The organism is Alkalibacter rhizosphaerae, from assembly GCF_017352215.1.
Taxonomy (GTDB): domain Bacteria; phylum Bacillota; class Clostridia; order Eubacteriales; family Alkalibacteraceae; genus Alkalibacter; species Alkalibacter rhizosphaerae.
Genome location: NZ_CP071444.1, coordinates 853,916 through 873,682 on the forward strand (window position 1 = coordinate 853,916; position 19,767 = coordinate 873,682).

Consider the following 19,767-nt stretch of genomic DNA (forward strand, 5'->3'; position numbering starts at 1 on the left):
TGATGGGACGGTGACTTTTTTGCAAAAAAGTCACCGTCCCCATCGGAAAATCAAGCTTTTATCTTATTATTCTTCAGCAGCAATCCACCAAGTATCAAGATCACCATCAGTTCCAGCCCCGCTAGGAGGATCCAAATATTGATGCCTCCCTCTTCTTCCAAAGGCACCTTGGATGCTGTCAAGAGATAATCGGAAGTATGCTCCAAGGGAAACACGACAGCCCCATCTGTCACAACCAGGTCTTCCTGCACCAGCTCCAGCTTCTGGGTCTCTTCGTTGAAATAGTAAAGTCGCAGCAGATCTCCGTCTTGGTAGCCGTCACCGGTAAACAACTGGAACCGGGTTCCTTCCGGCAGGGTTTCATTGTCTTCAAAGGACAGGATCCATCCTTTGGCGTAGTTGGATGCGGCGTCCATCATGGCTCCATTTGGAGAAGTAAAAGATACCCTGGTTCGAAGGGTCTCTCCCCCTTGCAATGCTCCACAGTTCAAAGTCCATTCATAAAGGGACTTGCCAGATTCATCCCGACCTTTCACAATAAGGGTCTTCCCGCTGTCTTTCAATGCAGTGAGCATTTCCGTCGTCAATACCCCCGTTTCATCCGATATGACGGCGATCTCTTCACTAGTGACTTTCCCCAGGGCTTCCATCAATCCCGCCATAGGGACCGTAGGAGCCGAACCGCTTCGGTTGATCCGGATCACATAAGTCTTGTTGTCTCCGCTTTCAGAGGTGACCACCACTTCCACCACATTTTCACCCACCACAAAGGGGGTGGTTTTTTTGATCTCCATGGATGCCTTGCCGTCCGCCACTTCCGCCGATATCTCCACATCCGTGATCAAGTTGTCCACATCCAGGATGTAATCCAGTACATCCGCCTTGAATTCCAAGGGATATCCCTCTACACCCAAGGATTTCAGGTTGTTGTTTTTGGACAAAGCTCCTGCATTCCCGTCTTCATCCCGACGGACGATGTTGATGCTATAGGTTCGCTTGCTTCCGTTTTCCGCCGTCACTGTAACGTTGAAACGATTTTCATACACTTTCAAGGACTTTGTGCCAGTACCGGAAACAGATGCCTTGGGATCCGCTGCCGAAGCCTTGATGGCGGCAGAAGTGACATTGTTGTCCACCACCACCGTATAAGAGGTTTTGTTCTTGTCAAAGGAGATCCCTTTAGGGGATACGCTCAAAGAGGCCAGGTAATTGTTGGATGATTTGGGCACCGGCATGGAAACGGTTTTGGAAGAGCCGGATCCGCTCAAAGTAGCTGAGCCGTCCGAACCGATGACTCCACCCATGGAGACTTTGGCCGAACTCCCAATGGTAAAGCCGCTTTTTGCCTTGAAGGTCACTGTAGCAAAAGTAAAAGATCCACTTTTTGGTGATGCAGCGTCCACCACCACTTTTGAGCCCTGTGTCAGGGTATACCCATTCTTTCCCGTAGAAGAAACCAGCTGCAATTTACCGGTATCGTAGGAAAAAGATCCTTCAATGCCGTATAATGGCACGGAACTGGACGCCCGCAGATCCACGCTGAAGGTCTGACCGGCAGAAATGGTCCCCGGTCCGCTGATGGAGGTGGAAAATCCAGCGGCCTGGATGGTTTCTCCCGGCAATATGGAAAATATGCAAAACATGATAACTAGGATGATCCCAAACTTTTTCATCTCTTTCTACTCCAATCCGGCCAATCGTCGCCGTAATATGACGAGATCCGTAATATTGATGCTACCGTCGTTGTTGATATCCGCTGCAATCTTGCCTTTGCCTGCCACGTTGGTGAGTCCTGCCAGGTACCGACGCAAGGTGACCAAGTCGGTGATATTGCTCGTCCCGTCGTCGTTTAGATCCCCTTCCAGGACAAAAGTCACATTCACTGTAGTTTCCTTGTTCACCGTCACACTTTTCGACGTTTCCGTTCCTGCCACAAGGCTGTCGTTGACCTTCCACTCATATACCCGATATCGTTTCGACGGAATTGCCGTAAGCTGCACTGTTTTTCCATGGATGACTTTCGCTCCGGAAGCGATGGTCTTGCCGTCCACTGTGGCATTCAAGCTTCCACCGGGACCATCCACTGAAAAAGTCACCCCAAAGGTTTGTTGGACCACCGTCACTGTAAAGGTGGTGGTCTTGTTCAGATAAGATACAGTCAAGGTCTGGGTCCCCAGTTTGTTCGGATCAAATCCAGTCACCATGGCAGTCGTCAAACCTGCGTCCTGTTTTGCTCCGCTGGCCATGTTTGCTGTAACGATCCCGCCGTTGGTGTTCAGACTTTCACCCAGGTTATAAGTCCTCTTGGTGGGAAGTGTCTTCATCTGAATGGAGGTTGCATAATCGTCCACTCGGACACCAAAACTGGTGGTTTTGCCGTCATACGTAACCGTCAATTGCTGATTCCCAAGTCTGTATGGATCGTACCCGGTCACCATTTCCGTTGTTAACGGAATTTGTGTACTTGCTCCACTGACCATATTTCCTTGGACCATTCCGCCTGTTGGCGCAAATGCTTCCCCATACAAGTAAGCGATCTTGTTGGGCAGGGTCTTCATTTGGATGGATTCCAGTACATCCGCCACCTCCACCGTATATTGCAGCTGATATCCGAAAAACTCCACTGTTAGTTGCTGCTCTCCCAATACAAAAGGATCGTAGCCTTCCACCATGGATCCCAACAGCGGCATTTCATAAATCAAACCGCTGTCCATGATCACTTTCACCACCCCATCGGAAAGATCCATGGGAGTTCCGTAATCATGTTGTGTGTTGGTCGGCTGACTTTTCCATGCCAAGCCTGTTACCTGATCAACGGGCGCTTCCGAAACCACCACATCTGCCATGACACTCAAGCCACCAAATAGAGAGGTCCCAACCAGTACTGTGGCCCCATACCCGGAAGCCGTGACATTTCCACCATCATCTACTAAAGCCACCTGCTCATGCACCGATTCCCATGTCATGGATGGATCTGCATACTGGGGCAAAACATCCACTTGCATCTGTAAAGAATCCTCCGCTCCGTGGAGAAGGATCCGGTCTTGCACCAGTTCCATGGCATTTGGCATTTTCAGGGCTTTTTCCAAATCCACATACGGGTAGGAATAGACCACATTATTATATGTGATCCCTTGGGCAATGGTCCCCGACTGGATGATCTGCTCGCCAATTTCTCCAGGCGTCATTCCCACTGGGTCAGGATACAAGCCTCGAAGCAATCCCGCCATTCCCGTCACCACCGGTGTAGCCATGGAGGTTCCGCTTTTATTTCCGTATGCCTGATCTCCCGTAAAAAACGTACTAAGAATCGATCCCCCTGGAGCCATTACTTCGTAGCCAATGCCGTCATCAAGTTGATTGTCCCAGTTGGAGAAGTCGGACAAATAATCTCCGTCGGACTTGGGTGCAGGATCCGTACTCATTACACCAAGAACACCCGGATAAGCTGCCGGGTAGGATTTTGCAGAAGAAGTGGCTCTACCTTCGTTTCCTGCCGCCGCAACCAAAACAGCTTGCTCCGATGCCGCCAGATATGCTTCCGCTTCCATGACAGAACCGACGTATCCTCCATAGCTCATGTTGACGACTTGGGCTCCGTTTTCCACGGCGTAAGCCAGTGCAGCAATGGTGGAAGCAGCAGTAAGGGATCCAGTGGGACTGGATGCACGAACCGGCATGATGCGAACATTATCAGAGACTCCAGCTCCTCCAAGACCATTTCCCCTGGAAGCGGCAATGATGCCGGCTACATGGGTGCCGTGACCGTTCACGTCTTCAATATTGCTGTTATCATCATACGTGTTGTATCCATGGACATCATCGATGTAGCCATTTTCATCGTCATCCAGTCCATTTCCCGGGATTTCTCCCCCATTGACCCACAAAGTGTCCACCAGGTCTTCATGGGTGGTGCGAATCCCGCTATCAATGACGGCCACTACCACGTCTTCCAGTGCGTCATCGGGCAATCCCAGGGACTCCACATAACCCCAAGCTTCGGAAGCCTTGATGGCATCCAAGTGCCATTGATCCTCCAGTAGCGGATCCGTGATCCCTTCCAAAAGATACCTCTCCGGATTTTCTTCTACATATAGTACATCCACTTCCTGGCTCAGTCGCTCCATGATCACAGCAGAGTCTTCCCCTTCCGGGATCTCCACCGTGTACCACGCCGTTTCTTCGTATCTGCTCTTCTTCATTTTTTTTGATCTTGGAAGATCCACTTTCTTTGCCTTGGATATGCCCAAAGGGGCAAAGTCCGGTTGTTGATCTTTTCCAAACAATTCCTTGAGAGGCTCCTGCTTGATTTTTACGTTGATGGTCTTTATCTTTCCATCTGAAGATGGTCCAGACTCTTTCGCCTGGGCCAAGAGCTCCCCTTGAATACCAAAAAAAGGTCCGAAAAGCAGGAATAGGCACAGCAATATATTGATCCATTGTTTTCTTCCTGTTTTCATGACCTCACCTCCGAAAATTTCTTAGGTTTATCATACCATCAAGAGGCATTTTATTAAAGGTGAAGATCAACATATGATCTCTCATCTTTTTTTATGCACCACTTCCGTCAACTTCACATTCCTTGTGCCCCAAGAGGGACATCGGTTAAAGTCTGTTACTTCTTTATCCGGCAAAAAAGCCAGGGGCAAAAATCCTCCGATCGCCATCATTCCTTTTGACAGATTCAACAAGGCTGCATATCTTGCCTCCCTTACATCCCCTATGTGTTAAGCTAGTTGTCAGTAGGCCGAAAAAAATATATATTAGTTGAAAGACTAAATATCAGGAGGCTCTAATGGCTAAATATAGCGAAGAATTTAAGCTGAGTATCATAAAACAAATGATGCCACCACAAAATAAAACAGTAAGTATCTTGTCAAAAGAAAATGGCATCGCCGAGCAAACGCTCTTCAAGTGGAAACGCGAAGCAAAGGCCAAAGGTATTGTTATTACTGACGGAGAAGCTCAAAGTGAAAAATGGAGCACTCATGACAAGTTCATGATCGTAGTTGAAACAGCATCACTAAATGCCGCAGAACTATCTGAATACTGTCGCCAAAAGGGACTTTATGTTGAACAGGTCGAATCATGGAGAGACGCTTGTATGCAGGCCAATGGAGGCGTGGCAGAAGAAGCATCTCGATTAAATAAAGAAAGTAAAGAAAAAGACAAAGAAATTAAAAAATTGCAAAAGGAACTTAAACGAAAAGAAGAAGCTCTTGCTGAAACCGCAGCACTCATCGTGCTTAGAAAAAAGGCCCAAGCCATCTGGGGGGACGACGAGGAAGAATGATTTCTCGTGAAGACAGAATTCTTGCAATAAACCTGATAGATGAAGCAGTAAAGAATGGAGCTAGGGAATTAAAGGCTTGTGAAGTTCTAAATAGGGCTTGCTGAACGATTCACAGACTGTTGGCAGCAACCAAATTCTTTGCCTTAATGTCGCAAATGAAGCGAATCCAAAATTGCGACAAAAGGGACCGAAGCCTCCGGTCCAAGTTCATTACCAGAAACTGTAGAATAATGACGCTTTTCGTTGTATCTTCAAGCTTGGTTTTAATAAGGCCCAAGCCATATTTCCTCTTGCCGACACCGTAGGATCCTTCTACCGCATTACGTTCACCATTGTCTGCCTTTTGTATCTTCTTGACTTCCGGTGAAACAACTTTCGGTTTCCGTCCAAGCCTGGGTCCGCTGATGCGAATCCCTCGAAGTTTGAGCCATGCCAGGTTCTTGCGGTTACGAAAGATGGAATCCGCTAGAACGGCTTCCGGATAGCAGCCAAAGCGCCTGCGGTATTGTTCCACTGCTTCCTGCAGGAGAATCCCTTCGTTGAAAGTATCAAAGTCAAGCTTTTCTACGAAGGTGTAACCATCCACGACGCTTGTCATGACCTTGCACCCAAACTCTACGTCTGAGCCTGCTTTCCCTCGGACAATGGGTCTGATGTACGGCTGAGAAATGCTTACAATTCTCTCTTCTACACTGTGGGTTCTCTCATCGTACATATATTGTTGCTGCCCATACAGTTTTTCTATGGTACCAAGCTGGTCGCTCTGGCGTTTTGTCAGTAGTTCAGCCCTTGTGGGATCTTCAAGATAGGATCTTACATATTCCAGGTCCCGCTTCACATAGCCAAGCTGTTTACGAATTGCTTTTCGTATCGCCTTGCTGCGTTTCTTGCGCTGCTTCTCCAGGGACAAATAATCTTTACGAGCGCGATTTCTGTAGGTTCTAGGTTTTGGCAAAACACTGATATCTGGGGCATGGAGAACATCAATCATCTCTTCCAACTTTTCCCGGGCTTCGTTGAGAAGGCGCAGGTCCGTCGGAAAGCGAATATCGCTGGGTGCACAGGTAGCATCAAGGATCAATTTCCCTCTCTTCGGAATGTCATCAAAGCTGATTTGAACATCCTCATTTGGTGGCTGTGTTGGACCAGAACCATTATTGTTATCGGAATCGTCCTCCTTGTTTTTGTCAGCAATGGTTTCCAGCTCTTTCATGGCAATGATGTTGTTTATCTCCATAAGGATGTCCGGTTTGAACCGCTTTCGAAAGTGGGTGATCAGGGATGAATCAAACGGCGGCTTATCGTCTTCAAAGCTGTCATATCCAAGGAAATACTGGAGGTATGGATTTTCCATCACCTGCAAGGGTACTTCGGCATCCACCAGCTTCATTTTGGTTTGCAATATCAACGTTCCCAGAGCAACCCGGACAGATAGTGCTTCCTCTCCCTTGTTGGAGGGTTTGAAGTTCTTGGCATAGGCATCCTCGAAATCGGACCAAGGAATCAAATCGGCCAGTATGACCCAGCGATTGTTTTTGTTGAGCGTTCCACCAAAAGGCAGGAAAAAGTCATCCGAAAACTTGATCTGGTTGGTTTTTCTGATGTACATGAGGCGCCTCCATCTGCAAAGATTTTTGGACTAAAAGTGTATAATCCTTGCATCTATTATACCAAAAAATCGCATCAAAGTCAGTGTTTTCAATGGTCTTAGCTTTGTTCAGTAAGCCCTAAATATCAGTCAAAGAACTCTCTTTAGATGGCGAAGTAAAAACACACCCGATGAGGATCGGTAATTGTCAACATAGTTGTCGCTTTTCTCAAATATGCTAGCATGCTTTTTCACTGTTTTTTTCTTTTGATGGATTCAGCCAAACGGCTTGTTCCATGGTGCAGTTTTGAACCGGTCCGGTCCATCGTTCAGGGTTCTTTGCCTTTGCAGTTTCCAGTATTTCTTTTCTTCTTTGAAGGATCTCATCGGACGATCCATTGTGTCTTTGGTTGGGAGTCAAAAATTTCAAGCTGCTGTGGTGGTGGTCATTATTATAATAATCAACGAAGGCATCGACCCATCTGCGGGCAGTTTCAATATCTGAAAATCCATTATGGGGAAAAGATGGCATGTATTTGACCGTTCGGAACATTGACTCAATATAAGCATTGTCATTGCTCACTCTTGGCCTGCTGTTGGATCGCACGATCCCTAGATTATACAGCGTTGTCAACAAGGAAGCACCTTTCATCGGACTTCCGTTATCAGAATGTAACACCAAAGGCTCGTTCTTCATCAATACATTTTCAGAGTACGCAGCCTTCTTCACAAGAACACTGGCGTTTTCAGAACTCTCGTGATCCCAGATCTCCCAGCCAACCACTTTGCGGCTGAATAAATCAATGATCATGTACAGGTAATAGTATATTCCTTTCACGGGACCGGGAAGCCAGGTGATATCCCACATCCAGACCTGATTGGGGCCTGTTGCACAATGTGTTGTAATATTCTTGCTTATGGGTGCTTTTGCATAGCCCCGATGATTGACTTGACCAAAATATCTCAAGACCCGATAAAAACTTGAAACCGAAGCGATATATATTCCTTCTTTATCAATGAGCTTATGAAAGACTTGATTTGGTGAAAGGCTTCGATGTTCCTTTTGGTTCATCACCTCCAGGATCCTCTTCTCCTCCTCCAAATGCAGCTTGTTTGCAGGTATGGGTCTTAGCGCATCCGGACGACCGTCTTTTGTATCGTTACCTTGAACTTTCCAGCGCTGGTAGGTCCTCTCGCTGATACCGACGACTTCGCAAGCCTTGAACTGTCTGGCTCCAGAAAGGACTGCTTCGTCGATGGCCACAACCACTTTGATGCGATTTGATTGGCTGGTCAATCTTCCTCGTCCGAACTCCAAATCGCTTGCATCTTTTTTTTTAATACCAAGAGTGCGGCAGCTTCGGCAAGAGCTTTCTCCTTGCGCTCCAGTTCCTTTTTTGTAAGTTTAAGCTCTGCTTGACTGTCCTTGAGTTCTTTTTTGACCTTGGATTCTTCAGCTGTTTCACCGGTGATGAATGCTTGCTTCCAGACTTCGATTTCCTCCGCATATATGCCTTTGCGTCGGCAATATTCTGAGAGCTCATGGTTGTTGAGTGGACTGGTCTCAATAATGATTTGCAACTGCATTTCTTTAGAATATTTTTGTTTGGAGCCTGCATGATCCTGATAGACCGTCCCTTTGGATTTTGCCTTTTTACGCCATTTATACAGGGTTTGTTCATGAACATGATACTCATCAACCAGTTCCTTAATGGACCTGTTTTCGGGTGGTAACATCAACTTGATTAATTTGTCTTTAAATTCTTTACTGTAGGTAGCCATATTGATCCTCTCTCTCTCTTGGCTACTAGCATATAATATTTTTGATCACCCGACAACTATCCTAACACAGGGGGGGATCAACGGCCTCATGCAATCAGACCTGAACCAAGTAATAAACTAACTAGGCAAGAAAAAGAACGAATCATAGAAGTTGTTAACAGCCCAGAATATAAGAGTCTACCACCAAGTCAAATTGTCCCGGCATTAGCTGACAAAGGCGAGTATATCGCATCAGAATCAACAATGTACAAAGTTCTTAAAGAATATAGTATGCAACACCACAGAGGTATTTCTAAGGCACCTGTAAAACGAACAATATCAACACATTATGCTGATGGGCCTAATCAAGTTTGGATGTGGGACATCACATATTTGCCCGCTGGAATCAAAGGTAAATATTACTATTTATACTTGATTCTAGATTTGTACAGTCGGAAAATCATATCTTGGGAAGTCTATGAAAAAGAATCCGCTGACTACGCCAGTAAACTTGTACGCCGAGCTTTCATGAGTGAAAATCGCACAAAAGATATGAAACCACTTGTTCTCCACAGTGACAATGGCAGTCCGATGAAAGGCGCGACATTACTTGAAACCTTGATTATGCTTGGCGTTATGCCGTCAAATAGTAGACCACGTGTGAGTAATGACAATGCGTACGCAGAAGCAATCTTTAAAACACTTAAATATCGTCCCGGTTATCCACGTAAGGGCCTTGCAAGTATAGAAGATGCAAGAACCTGGGTACTGAAATTTGCACGCTGGTATAACAAGGAGCATCATCACAGTGGGCTTAATTTTCTGACCCCGGAACAAAGACACAATGGACTTGGAGAAGCTGTATTAGCAAATCGAAAGGGTCTGTCAATAATTTTGTGCTTTTAGCTAGTGATCCCTTTTACGGCAGATAACTTTTGACCCGTTCCGGAAAGAATACGGACAGCTGCAGGAGGATTTGCCCCCAGTTGTGCACTCGTCCAGTCCATTTTTTCATGACATCCTGCGTTACTAAATACAGCATTTTCATCAAGGCATCATCTGTGGGAAAGATAGCTTTCCCTTTGGTCACTTTACGTAATTGACGATGGTAGCTTTCTATGATATTTGTAGTATAGATGATCTTTCTGATCTGTGGCGGGTATTTAAAGAAGGTTGCCAGTTCCGCCCAGTTATTTCGCCAGGAACTCACAATAAGAGGGTATTTGCTCCCCCAAATGGCTTCAAATTCATTGAGTGCCTCCAATCCTGCTTCCTCACTGGGTGCTTGATAGATTGGTTTTAAATCAGCTGTAACTTTTCGTAGATCCTTATAGTTGACGTATCGAACACTGTTGCGAATCTGGTGAACGATGCATTTTTGGATTTCTGCTTGCGGATAGCAGGCAGCGATTGCTTCGTTAAAACCTTTTAGATTATCGACGCTGACAATAAGAATATCCTCCACACCCCGGTTTTTCAGTTCGTTGAGTACTACCAGCCAGAACTTGGAGGTTTCGTTTTCGCCAATCCACATGCCCAGGACATCCTTCTGTCCATCCATGTCGATGCCGATGACCATATAGGCCGCTTTATTGACAATCATACCATCTTGTTTGACTTTATAATGAATGGCATCCAAGAAAACCATGGCATAAGTCCTCATAAGAGGGCGGTTTTGCCATTCCTTTATGGTAGGCATAATTTTGTTTGTAATGTTGGATATCAAGGTAGGGGAAACCTCAATCCCATAGAGCTGCTCCAAATGAGCTTGAATGTCTCTTGTGCTGACCCCTTTGGCGTACAAGGCTATGACTTGATCTTCGATGCCGGTCACGTTTCTTTGGCCTTTCTTGACGATTACAGGTTCGAATTCACTCTCTCGATCCCGTGGAATGTCCAGACTCACTTCGCCATAATCGCTGCGGACTGATTTGGAACTATGTCCATTTCGACGATTTGCAGTTTCTTTTTTGGCATCTTCGTGTTTCTGGTACCCGAGATGAGTATCCATTTCCCCTTCCAGCATGCCTTGCAGCGTTTCTGCAAACATGTCTTTGAGGACGTTTTGGATATCCTCCACGGATTGAATCTCGTTTTCTTTGATAAACTGCCTTACTTGATCCTGGGACATAATTCTTGGATTTTTGCTCTTAGCCATTTCCAACAACTCCTTAATGTTATTATAGTTGGATTAGCTAAAAGCACAATTTATTTTACACTCCCAATCGAAAAGCAGTATATGAAGCAGCAAAGCTAAAAAATCCTAATAGATGGTCTCGAAACATCCGTAACTGGAATCTAGAAGAGAGAGTTTGGCTAAACCCAGAAAATGAAGAATCTATTGAATTCATTGAAGAAATATCATCATAGATTTTATAGGATTTACTGACAACTATGTTGACAAACACCGGGGGTCTTAGCTATAGAATTATGCCTTTAAATCTTCTTAATATTTTTGCCCTTAAGATATTTTTCAATCACACTATTTATTGCTACTGAGTCGTTTGGCATTAGCTTGTATGTTTGATAGTATCCCTTATGAATCATAGATACAAACTCTGCCAACTCATACCTTAGTCCATCACCTTCAAATTTATAGTAGTGTTTTTTATTTCTACTGAAATCTTCATAACGAACTTCAAAGTATTCTGTCTTCCACCATGGAGACGGTACAAAAACGTAACCTTTAGTCCCAGAAATTATTAAATCACCTTCTGATTTAACTCCTAGACCAACCTTAGCTGAAGCAATTGCTTTATCAAACTTTATGTTGATTTTAGTAAACAAATCAATGTTCTTTTCTTCATCCATATATGAATAAAAATCAACATCCTCAAAATTAGTGCCCAATAGTTTAACAATCGCTAAAAGTGGATAAGTAGCTAACTCTGTCATACTACCACCAGCAGTATGTGCTTGAAGCTCACGAATATTTCCTTCCACTAATTTAGTAAATGTAGCATCTACATTTTTGATCTGACCTATTAAACCACTTTTTGCTACACTAACTAGTCTAATAAATCCTGGAGCATAAGCAGTTTTTATGGCCTCTAGCAGAACAAGTTTCTTATCGCTGGCTATCTTATAGACTTCTGTTGCTTCTTTTTCCGATAAAACCATAGGCTTTTCGCATAAAACATGTTTACCTCTATTTAGTGCACTTTTGATGTATTCGTAATGTGTCAGATGCGGCGATGCAATGTATACTGCGTCAATTTTGTCAAAGAAGCTGTCTAGATCAGTCTCATAGAAAGCTAATTCATGTTTATTAGCAAATTTATTAAGTGCTTCTGGATTAGGTCCATAAACACCCTCAACATTTACACCACTCACATATTTTGATTCAATTATAAACCTATTAGCAATTCTACCATAACCGATTACACCAAGTTTAAGGATCCCATTATTTTCTGCTCTTAATTGAGTGCTCGAAACGCCTTTGGTTCTTTCAAGATATACTACTTCACAGTATTCACGCAAATAATCAAATTTACCCAACCAGTCAGAACCTATAGCAAATATATCTACCTTATTTTTCTGTATGTCATTAATTTTTTGACCTTCATACTCTTCAATAATAATCTCATCAGCCAATCCGCTGTTTTTAACATTTTCAATTCTTTTCATTAAGCCTTCTTGGACATTTAATTTACCTCGGCTATCATCGTAATTCTCGGTAGTCACACCAACAATTAAATAGTCTCCTAATTTTTTTGCACGTTCAAGGAGCCTGTAGTGACCCTCATGAAATAAATCAAATGTTCCGTAGGTTATTACTTTTTTCATTATTTATCACCCTTTTTATTTGATAATAATTTAATCTCTACTAAATATATCTCTTGTATAAACCTTGTCTTTCACATCTTTGATTTCATCAGATAATCTATTTGCTACGATAACATCAGAGATTTTCTTAAACTCCTCAAAGTCCTTGATAACTCTTGAATGATAAAACTCATTTTCATGAAGAGCAGGCTCGAACACTACAACTTCAATTCCTTTTGCTTTGATACGTTTCATAACACCTTGAATTGCAGACTGACGGAAGTTATCAGAATCCATCTTCATTGTAAGTCTATAGATGCCGACAATCTTAGGTCGTCTCATAATGATCATATCTGCAATATGATCTTTTCTCGTACGGTTAGCATCAACTATGGCAGACATGATGTTCTGCGGCACATCCTGGTAATTCGCTAGAAGTTGCTTTGTATCCTTTGGTAAGCAGTATCCACCATAGCCAAATGAAGGGTTATTGTAGTGTGTGCCGATACGTGGATCGAGTCCTACGCCTTCAATAATCTGCTTAGTATCAAGACCCCTCACTTCTGCGTATGAGTCAAGCTCATTGAAGTAAGCTACACGAAGTGCAAGATAAGTATTGGCGAATAATTTAATAGCCTCTGCTTCTGTTGCATCTGTATAAAGAATTGGAATGTCTTTTTTGATAGCTCCCCCAGCTAATAACTCAGCAAATACTTTTGCTCTCTCCGATTGCTCTCCTACAACAATTCTTGAAGGGTACAAGTTGTCGTATAGAGCTTTTCCTTCTCTTAAGAATTCAGGTGAGAAGATAACATTCTCGGTATCGAATTTTTCTTTGATTGACTCTGTATATCCAACAGGTACCGTAGATTTAATAATCATTACAGCTTCTGGATTTATCGATAATACATTTGCAATTACAGCTTCTACCGTTCTCGTATTAAAATAGTTCTTCTCAGGATCATAGTTTGTTGGTGTTGAAATGATGACATAGTCAGCATCTTTGAATGCTTCAAAGTTATCTGTAGTCGCTGTTAAGTTTAAATCTTTCGTTGCAAGATATTCTTCAATCTCCAGATCAACAATTGGAGACTTTTTATTGTTTATCCTGTCAACTTTATCTTTAATTATATCCAAAGCGATAACTTCATTATGCTGTGCTAAAAGTATGGCATTGGATAAGCCGACATAGCCAGTTCCAGCGATAGTAATTTTCATGGATTCTTACCTCCTAAATTTATTAAATGTTTCACTTCAAATAACGAAGAGTTGCACTTACTTGATAATAGTCACCTTGAATTTTTACACTTTTCAGATATGAACAGCTTTTTATTTTATATGATAAAAATATTAATCGCCATATCTCGTGAATAAGGCTATAAAAACCTAGTCAATATTTTGTAAGTTGACGTTATGATTTTCGCAAATTCTGATTTCTTATAAATGCAAAAATTAAATTTATAATCTAGCAATAGTATTCTAAAATAACAAATACTATTTTATTCTAAACGATGTATTGATTCATACTTTTATATCATTTTTTAAGCTTAATGTCGTTACGACCACCATAAAAATTATTTTTATTATATTAGCAATAAGGACAGCAAAACAAAACCCTAGCAAACCGTGCTCATTCATCAAAAATACTCCGAGTAATACATATATTAATATATATAACATCTGTATTAACGGTTGCCATTTAGCGTTACAGAATCTAATTAAAGTAGGTTGAATGGTATTCCCTAATATAAATATGGTTGTAGCTAAATTTGCAATTCTGAAATATGGCAGAACACTATCAACTATTGTCGGATAAAAAAAACGTGTAATCTGTATTCCAAAAGTTAAAACAAATAAATAAAATATTGTTGAAAATGCGACGAAAATTCCAAATCTTAAATAAAATTGCTTTAAAGTCAAAACAGACTGCTTTGCGTAGTAAGTCAATAAAACTGCAGAAATTGGAGACATTATAATCCCCGCAGTCTTTCCTAAGAAGGATGACACATTGTATATTGAAACTTGTTCTGCACCTAAAAATGGAAAAATAAAAAATCTGTCCATATAAGTCATTGTAGTAGCTATAAAAACACCCGACATAATCAACAAATATTTTTTTAAAGTTTCATTAAAAACTAAACCTCTCTTAAATTTTTCATTAAACAAAGATTTTGATTGTAAAAAAATATAGCTGCATGAAAATAATTCGCCAAAAATAAAAGTAAAAAACCAGATGCCAGTTTTATAAGCTATCAGAGATCCTACTGCAATACCTAAAAATGCAAAAATGTTTGCCAATAGCATTTTTTTATAGTTAATAATTATTCTAAAAGTTACGCTATAGTATGATCTAAATAATACCAAAGATGAAATCACAACTACTCCCACGACAGTTAAAGAAAATCCCTTTTGCACAACAATTCCTAGTATTGTTACAAATAATGTATTTAAAAACAATCCAACAACAAAAATACTATTGAAGTCGCCTTTGTTCTTTTGTTCTTTATAACTTTCATGTAGAATTATTTTTGTGTTGTTAAGGGGATTCCCAATTGATACTCCAATTGCATTGGCAATCCCCATCATTGTTAGAATCATTCCATATTCCGATGTTGTAACAATTCTACTCAGATATGGATAAGCTATAAACTGCGTTGAAAATGTATATATTATAGACGCTATTATATTCAATATAAAGTCATTATAAATTTTATTATTAAATATTTTTAAATTTTTAAGTTTCATGTCGATACCTCTTCCGATTTATGCACAATCATTTTAGTCGCGATTCATACTTTCGATTTGGGCATTATAAATTATCAATAATAATATAATAATTACTATACCCCAGTCCACAAGCTAATCAACAAACCCGTATCATTAAATATAACCATTGAAAAGGCTAAGACCCCAGCTGAAACTACAACTGGTAAGTTGTAAGTTGCACAATCAGTTAACCAAAAAAGCAGACCAACTATTATTGCTGCCAAAATCATTCCTAGAAACCCAAAATCCGCAAATGCATATGAAAATACTCCTGTATTTCCATTACTCAGAAATTCTGTACCTCTAAAAAATTGATTTACAATAAAACCTATTGGTTTATTATATGGATACTCAATCGATAGTATCCTTCCAATTATTCCTTCAGAGAACTTCAATTTATCGTGAACCATAAAAAAATCGTAATATCTGAATTGCCCCATAGCTGGAACAAATAACGAGCGATATGGCAAAACATCTCTCAAAATTGTAGTTATTTTTAATTTTTCAAATACTAAAGCAATTAGATTCCCTAATGACATTAATCCGATAAAGAGTTTTGATGAATTTAAATTACTTCTCAATACAAACTGAATAAATATCAAATATGCTAATGAAAATAGGAATAATTTATTTCCAAAACTTAAGTACATAACCATCTGCATTACTAGTACTATCGCCGTTTTAACTACATTTTTTCTATGAAGAAAATAGATTAAGAAAAAAGGTGCAAATCCCTTAGCTGACCAATTATATAAATAACCAGATAAACGATCTAAATTATACTCTGATCTAAGATTATAAATCTGTTGAAAATTAAATGCTCGAACATCAATTCCACCTCTTTTAACTACAACATATACACTTATAAATATATATATCCAAAATATGAAGTCTAGCGCAACGTTTAATTTAATGTGTTTGAAACCAATCTTCTTATGTTTTAATCTCGTAACTGTTGAAACAATAATAAAGCATATACTTAAACTTAGAATATACACAGTGCTTTTGTTATTCAACCAATAGTACGATAGGGTCGGAATATACATCATAATTATCATTATTAGGTATAAAAAGGTCGAAGGATAGCTTTTATCCTTTGGTAAAAAACAATAAACTAAAAATAATATAACAAAAGAAATTAAAAGTTTACCTACATTCACATTTAATTCAAGACCATAATAATCAAATTGTGGCACCAAACTATTGACATAAATAATTTCAAGAATTATTTTATATACAACCAAGTATAAAAATAGAAATATATGTTCGTATATTTCAAACTTATTATTGAAACTATTTAGTAATCCCTTAATCATTTCTTTTGATTTAATTGGTCTATTTTTTTTCATCAAAAACATCCTATCAATTAATAAACAACACACAGATTTTCGCCTAGCATCTTTATCTTAGTGTTTTAGCTGCTACTATTTTAGATTCGAATTTAAAACTCAATGCTGCGTTTTGCAATCTCTGAATATAAAAATTTTTTTGATTCGTTATTCTTCGCAATTCTTTTCATTTTTTTATATTCGCTTTTATCATTTTTTAATATTTCCTCAATACTTGCTTTTATTTCTTCTACAGAATCATTATGTAAAAATTTACAGTTGCCTCCCAAATCGACGTGTGTAGTGCCATTCCAATACTTGATAATCAACGGTATCCCCATTCCTGTAATTTGTTCCCAAAACACAGAGTGGCGGCCTGGAAAAACAACTAAATCAGCAGAAGAAAAATATTTATAACTCTCTTCAGTGTTCAACCAACCAGCATAGTATACTTTGTTGCTATCAACTAATTCTTCAATTTCATTCTTTAATTCGTCAACTATTGAACCAAAAACTATCAATTTAACATTGTAATCTTTTATACTCTTAACTGCTTTTATTAGTAATAATGTCTGTCTTTTTGCTAAATCGATCTTTCCGCCTGTTACAATTAAAAAATCATTATCATCAATTCCATACTTGTTTCTTATTTCTATTTTAAATTTATTTTGGTCTGATAATGATACTTTTTCATCATCTACTCCCATAACCAATAATTCCACTTTTTCTTTTGGTATTTTATAAATATCTTGTAGAAAATCAACTCTAGACGGCATAACACCATAAAATTTCTTTGTGTAAGGTTCTATCTTTTTTGCACAAGACCGCCACAAAACTTTATGCAAAATATTTTTTGAAAATATATTCTTAGCACTATTCGAAAAATCTGCATGATTGTCAACAAACACCGTCACGTTTTTATTTTTTTTCGCGTAATTAACAACATGTGTTATATCCATAAATTGACACCCGTGTACAAAAATGATATCAGGATTAATGCGCTCAATATGTTTGTAAGTATCTCTATACCTACGAAGTTTTTTATTTATTTTCATTTTTTTATAGTCTATTCTAGTTACCGGTATCCCAAATTCATTAATATATCTTTCTGTATTTGGCATCAATCGTATTTTCCCATTTTCATTAAATGATACTAGCGATGCGACAATTTCCACATCGAGGCCCATTTTTTTATGGTATTTAGGTAACATGTTTTCTTGGTAAGTGTAATTATCAACGTAAAAACTTGCTAGACATAAATGCAGTATTTTCATTTTAATCCCCTTGCATGATTATTTATTTATTTGATCATGCTATCCTTTTATTTACTTAACAACACCTAATCATCATGTTGTTATCTTAGTTCTCTTTTGAAAAAATCCATTATTTGTTTAATTTATTTAATAACTCACTTATCTTCTTATCCCTGTGAAACATCATTTAAGCTCACGCGAATTTAAGTGATGCGCAATAATTATTTTTGGCTAATACTCTCATATTCATAAAATATTTTTATTTCGTCTTTATTAACTTGTTAACTTCAACCAAAAATTTTTCAACGTCATTGACCCACGGTGAAACTGTAGATAAGTCATCAAAAGACAAGCTCCACCATTGAGATTCTAAAATTCTTTCTATAACATCATCACTAAATCTTTTTTTAATCAACTTTGCGGGATTGCCGCCCCAAATTTCATATGCACCTACGCTTTTTGTAACCACTGCTCCCATGCCTATTACAGCTCCGTCACCAATAGTTACACCACTTTTTATATAAGCACCTGCTCCAATCCATACATCATTACCAATAAATGTATCATCATAAGGATCATAGTTTTTATCACTCATATTAGTTTTTAAGATATTTCGTCCCTCATGAAAAATCGGAGAAGTAGAAATCCAATCAATTGGATGTGCACCTCCACCAATAATACATCGATCTGCAATTGAGCAATAGTTACCTACTTTAGTAAAATTCATATTCGTAAAGTTCCCAACATATGAGTACTTCCCTATATCGCATTTTGAGATCTGAGAACACGAACCTATTCTTGATGTCTTATCAATTTTCGAATTAATCACTGCGGGTATCTGTATTTTTTTTATAAGTTTTGAATAAATATATTTTAAAGAAAACAAATCATTTCCCCCAAACAACTCTATTTATATAATCTGTATACGATAAAATAATTCTCAATACTTTCTCCGAGACATTTGGCATACTATAATCAGCAACTAATCTCAACGTGTCTTTCTTCTGAGCTTCCAACACTTCTAAACCTTGGAGTATTCTTTTTTTTTCAAGTCCCACCATCATCACTGATGCTTCTTCCATGGCTTCAGGTCTCTCATGTGCTTGTCTAATGTTAAGTGCTCTAAATCCTAGAATAGATGATTCCTCACTAATTGTCCCACTATCGCTAAGCACGGCTTTGGCATACTTCTGCAGCTTCACATAATCGTTGAATCCAAGAGGCTTCATTGTTTTCACCAATGGATTGAACTGGATGCCTTTAGCTTCTATCATATTTCTGGTTCTTGGATGTGCACTCACTATCAATGGCATATTATACTTGTCTGCAACTGTATTCAGGCTGTCTACCAAATCCATGAAATTTTGCTCAGAGCTGATATTCTCTTCTCTATGAGCCGATACCACAAAATACTTTTCAGCTTCGAGTCCCAATCTTTCAAGTACATCTGATTTCTCAATATCTTTTTTTCTTGAATCAAGTACCTCGAACATTGGGCTACCAGTTTTGATTATTCTATCCGCAGGCAGGCCCTCTTTTAAAAGATACTCTCTGGCAATATCACTGTAAGTTAGATTGACGTCTGCCGTATGATCAACGATTTTTCTGTTTGTCTCTTCAGGCACTCTCTGGTCAAAACATCTATTTCCAGCTTCCATATGAAAAATTGGGATATGTCTCCTCTTTGCTGCAATTGCACACAAGCAGCTGTTTGTATCTCCAAGCACTAAAAATGCATCCGGTTGAACTTCTTCCAATATAGGATCGATCTTAACTAGAATGTTACCTATTGTTTCTACTGCAGTTCCAGTAGCAGCATTTAGGAAATAATCCGGTTTCTTTAAGTTAAAGTCATTAAAGAACACTTCATTTAGTTCATAGTCATAGTTTTGTCCTGTATGAACAAGAATGTGGTCTATTGCTTCAGACTCTTCCAATTTATTAATAACAGCTGACAGTCTTATTATTTCTGGTCTGGTGCCTACGACTGTCATCACTTTTAATTTCTTCATC

16 protein-coding genes are annotated in these 19,767 nt (G+C 39.6%); 2 read left to right on the top strand and 14 right to left on the bottom strand.

Going from position 1 to position 19,767, the window contains the following annotated elements:
* Positions 1–50: 50 nt before the first annotated feature.
* From J0B03_RS04145 to J0B03_RS04155, 3 genes are all read right to left on the bottom strand, one after another.
* On the bottom strand, positions 51–1,673 hold the full coding sequence (locus J0B03_RS04145; RefSeq protein WP_207300601.1) for a cadherin-like beta sandwich domain-containing protein: 1,623 nt from the start codon (positions 1,671–1,673) through the stop codon (positions 51–53).
* Positions 1,674–1,679: 6 nt separating this feature from the next.
* Entirely contained in the window at positions 1,680–4,460 is a 2,781-nt protein-coding gene (locus J0B03_RS04150) for a S8 family serine peptidase (RefSeq protein ID WP_207300602.1), read from the bottom strand.
* Positions 4,461–4,541: 81 nt separating this feature from the next.
* The gene (locus J0B03_RS04155) at positions 4,542–4,691 is read right to left on the bottom strand and encodes a hypothetical protein (RefSeq protein WP_207300603.1); all 150 of its coding nucleotides are present in this window, start codon (positions 4,689–4,691) and stop codon (positions 4,542–4,544) included.
* A 104-nt stretch (positions 4,692–4,795) separates the two neighbouring features.
* Between J0B03_RS04155 and J0B03_RS04160 the strand changes: the two genes are divergently transcribed.
* On the top strand, positions 4,796–5,293 hold the full coding sequence (locus tag J0B03_RS04160) for a transposase (protein WP_207300604.1): 498 nt from the start codon (positions 4,796–4,798) through the stop codon (positions 5,291–5,293).
* A 109-nt stretch (positions 5,294–5,402) separates the two neighbouring features.
* Here J0B03_RS04160 and J0B03_RS04165 read toward each other — a convergent pair whose 3' ends face one another.
* The 3 genes from J0B03_RS04165 to J0B03_RS04175 form a co-directional block, all read right to left on the bottom strand.
* The gene (locus J0B03_RS04165) at positions 5,403–6,902 is read right to left on the bottom strand and encodes an IS5 family transposase (protein WP_207300605.1); all 1,500 of its coding nucleotides are present in this window, start codon (positions 6,900–6,902) and stop codon (positions 5,403–5,405) included.
* Between the two features lie 217 nt (positions 6,903–7,119).
* Positions 7,120–8,178, bottom strand: a complete 1,059-nt coding sequence (locus J0B03_RS04170) for an IS3 family transposase (RefSeq protein WP_207299438.1) — start codon at positions 8,176–8,178, stop codon at positions 7,120–7,122.
* Positions 8,175–8,663: a transposase gene (locus J0B03_RS04175; protein WP_207300606.1), complete on the bottom strand. Its 489-nt coding sequence runs from the start codon at positions 8,661–8,663 to the stop codon at positions 8,175–8,177. Before J0B03_RS04175 ends, J0B03_RS04170 begins: the two co-directional genes overlap by 4 nt.
* A gap of 93 nt (positions 8,664–8,756) precedes the next feature.
* On the opposite strand from J0B03_RS04175, the gene J0B03_RS04180 reads away from it, so the two are divergent.
* Positions 8,757–9,548: an IS3 family transposase gene (locus J0B03_RS04180; RefSeq protein WP_207300984.1), complete on the top strand. Its 792-nt coding sequence runs from the start codon at positions 8,757–8,759 to the stop codon at positions 9,546–9,548.
* 13 nt (positions 9,549–9,561) lie between these two features.
* Here the strand turns inward: J0B03_RS04180 and J0B03_RS04185 are convergent, their stop codons facing one another.
* From J0B03_RS04185 to wecB, 8 genes are all read right to left on the bottom strand, one after another.
* Positions 9,562–10,773, bottom strand: a complete 1,212-nt coding sequence (locus J0B03_RS04185; RefSeq protein WP_207300985.1) for an IS256 family transposase — start codon at positions 10,771–10,773, stop codon at positions 9,562–9,564.
* A 305-nt stretch (positions 10,774–11,078) separates the two neighbouring features.
* Positions 11,079–12,428 (bottom strand): Gfo/Idh/MocA family oxidoreductase, encoded by a 1,350-nt coding sequence (locus tag J0B03_RS04190; protein ID WP_207300607.1) that lies wholly within the window; start codon positions 12,426–12,428, stop codon positions 11,079–11,081.
* A 30-nt stretch (positions 12,429–12,458) separates the two neighbouring features.
* Positions 12,459–13,625 carry a nucleotide sugar dehydrogenase gene (locus tag J0B03_RS04195; RefSeq protein ID WP_207300608.1) on the bottom strand — a complete coding sequence of 389 codons (1,167 nt, stop codon included), beginning with the start codon at positions 13,623–13,625 and terminating at the stop codon, positions 12,459–12,461.
* 303 nt (positions 13,626–13,928) lie between these two features.
* Positions 13,929–15,152, bottom strand: coding sequence for a lipopolysaccharide biosynthesis protein (locus J0B03_RS04200; protein ID WP_207300609.1), 1,224 nt, complete (start codon positions 15,150–15,152; stop codon positions 13,929–13,931).
* 95 nt (positions 15,153–15,247) lie between these two features.
* Positions 15,248–16,522, bottom strand: a complete 1,275-nt coding sequence (locus tag J0B03_RS04205; RefSeq protein WP_207300610.1) for a hypothetical protein — start codon at positions 16,520–16,522, stop codon at positions 15,248–15,250.
* Between the two features lie 92 nt (positions 16,523–16,614).
* Complete coding sequence (locus tag J0B03_RS04210) at positions 16,615–17,775, bottom strand: glycosyltransferase family 4 protein (protein ID WP_207300611.1); 1,161 nt, start codon at positions 17,773–17,775, stop codon at positions 16,615–16,617.
* A gap of 238 nt (positions 17,776–18,013) precedes the next feature.
* Positions 18,014–18,481, bottom strand: coding sequence for a CatB-related O-acetyltransferase (locus J0B03_RS12420; protein WP_207300612.1), 468 nt, complete (start codon positions 18,479–18,481; stop codon positions 18,014–18,016).
* Between the two features lie 160 nt (positions 18,482–18,641).
* Entirely contained in the window at positions 18,642–19,766 is a 1,125-nt protein-coding gene (gene wecB, locus J0B03_RS04220) for a non-hydrolyzing UDP-N-acetylglucosamine 2-epimerase (RefSeq protein WP_207300613.1), read from the bottom strand.
* Between the last annotated feature and the right edge of the window lies 1 nt (position 19,767).

What these genes read in the sequence shown, in the direction of transcription:
- J0B03_RS04145 (WP_207300601.1), bottom strand. Translation starts at nt 1,673, where the DNA reads ATGAAAAAGTTTGGGATCATCCTAGTTATCATGTTTTGCATATTTTCC.
- J0B03_RS04150 (WP_207300602.1), bottom strand. Translation starts at nt 4,460, where the DNA reads ATGAAAACAGGAAGAAAACAATGGATCAATATATTGCTGTGCCTATTC.
- J0B03_RS04160 (WP_207300604.1), top strand. Translation starts at nt 4,796, where the DNA reads ATGGCTAAATATAGCGAAGAATTTAAGCTGAGTATCATAAAACAAATG.
- J0B03_RS04165 (WP_207300605.1), bottom strand. Translation starts at nt 6,902, where the DNA reads ATGTACATCAGAAAAACCAACCAGATCAAGTTTTCGGATGACTTTTTC.
- J0B03_RS04175 (WP_207300606.1), bottom strand. Translation starts at nt 8,663, where the DNA reads ATGGCTACCTACAGTAAAGAATTTAAAGACAAATTAATCAAGTTGATG.
- J0B03_RS04185 (WP_207300985.1), bottom strand. Translation starts at nt 10,773, where the DNA reads ATGTCCCAGGATCAAGTAAGGCAGTTTATCAAAGAAAACGAGATTCAA.
- J0B03_RS04190 (WP_207300607.1), bottom strand. Translation starts at nt 12,428, where the DNA reads ATGAAAAAAGTAATAACCTACGGAACATTTGATTTATTTCATGAGGGT.
- J0B03_RS04195 (WP_207300608.1), bottom strand. Translation starts at nt 13,625, where the DNA reads ATGAAAATTACTATCGCTGGAACTGGCTATGTCGGCTTATCCAATGCC.
- J0B03_RS04200 (WP_207300609.1), bottom strand. Translation starts at nt 15,152, where the DNA reads ATGAAACTTAAAAATTTAAAAATATTTAATAATAAAATTTATAATGAC.
- J0B03_RS04205 (WP_207300610.1), bottom strand. Translation starts at nt 16,522, where the DNA reads ATGAAAAAAAATAGACCAATTAAATCAAAAGAAATGATTAAGGGATTA.
- J0B03_RS04210 (WP_207300611.1), bottom strand. Translation starts at nt 17,775, where the DNA reads ATGAAAATACTGCATTTATGTCTAGCAAGTTTTTACGTTGATAATTAC.
- J0B03_RS12420 (WP_207300612.1), bottom strand. Translation starts at nt 18,481, where the DNA reads ATGAATTTTACTAAAGTAGGTAACTATTGCTCAATTGCAGATCGATGT.
- wecB (WP_207300613.1), bottom strand. Translation starts at nt 19,766, where the DNA reads ATGAAGAAATTAAAAGTGATGACAGTCGTAGGCACCAGACCAGAAATA.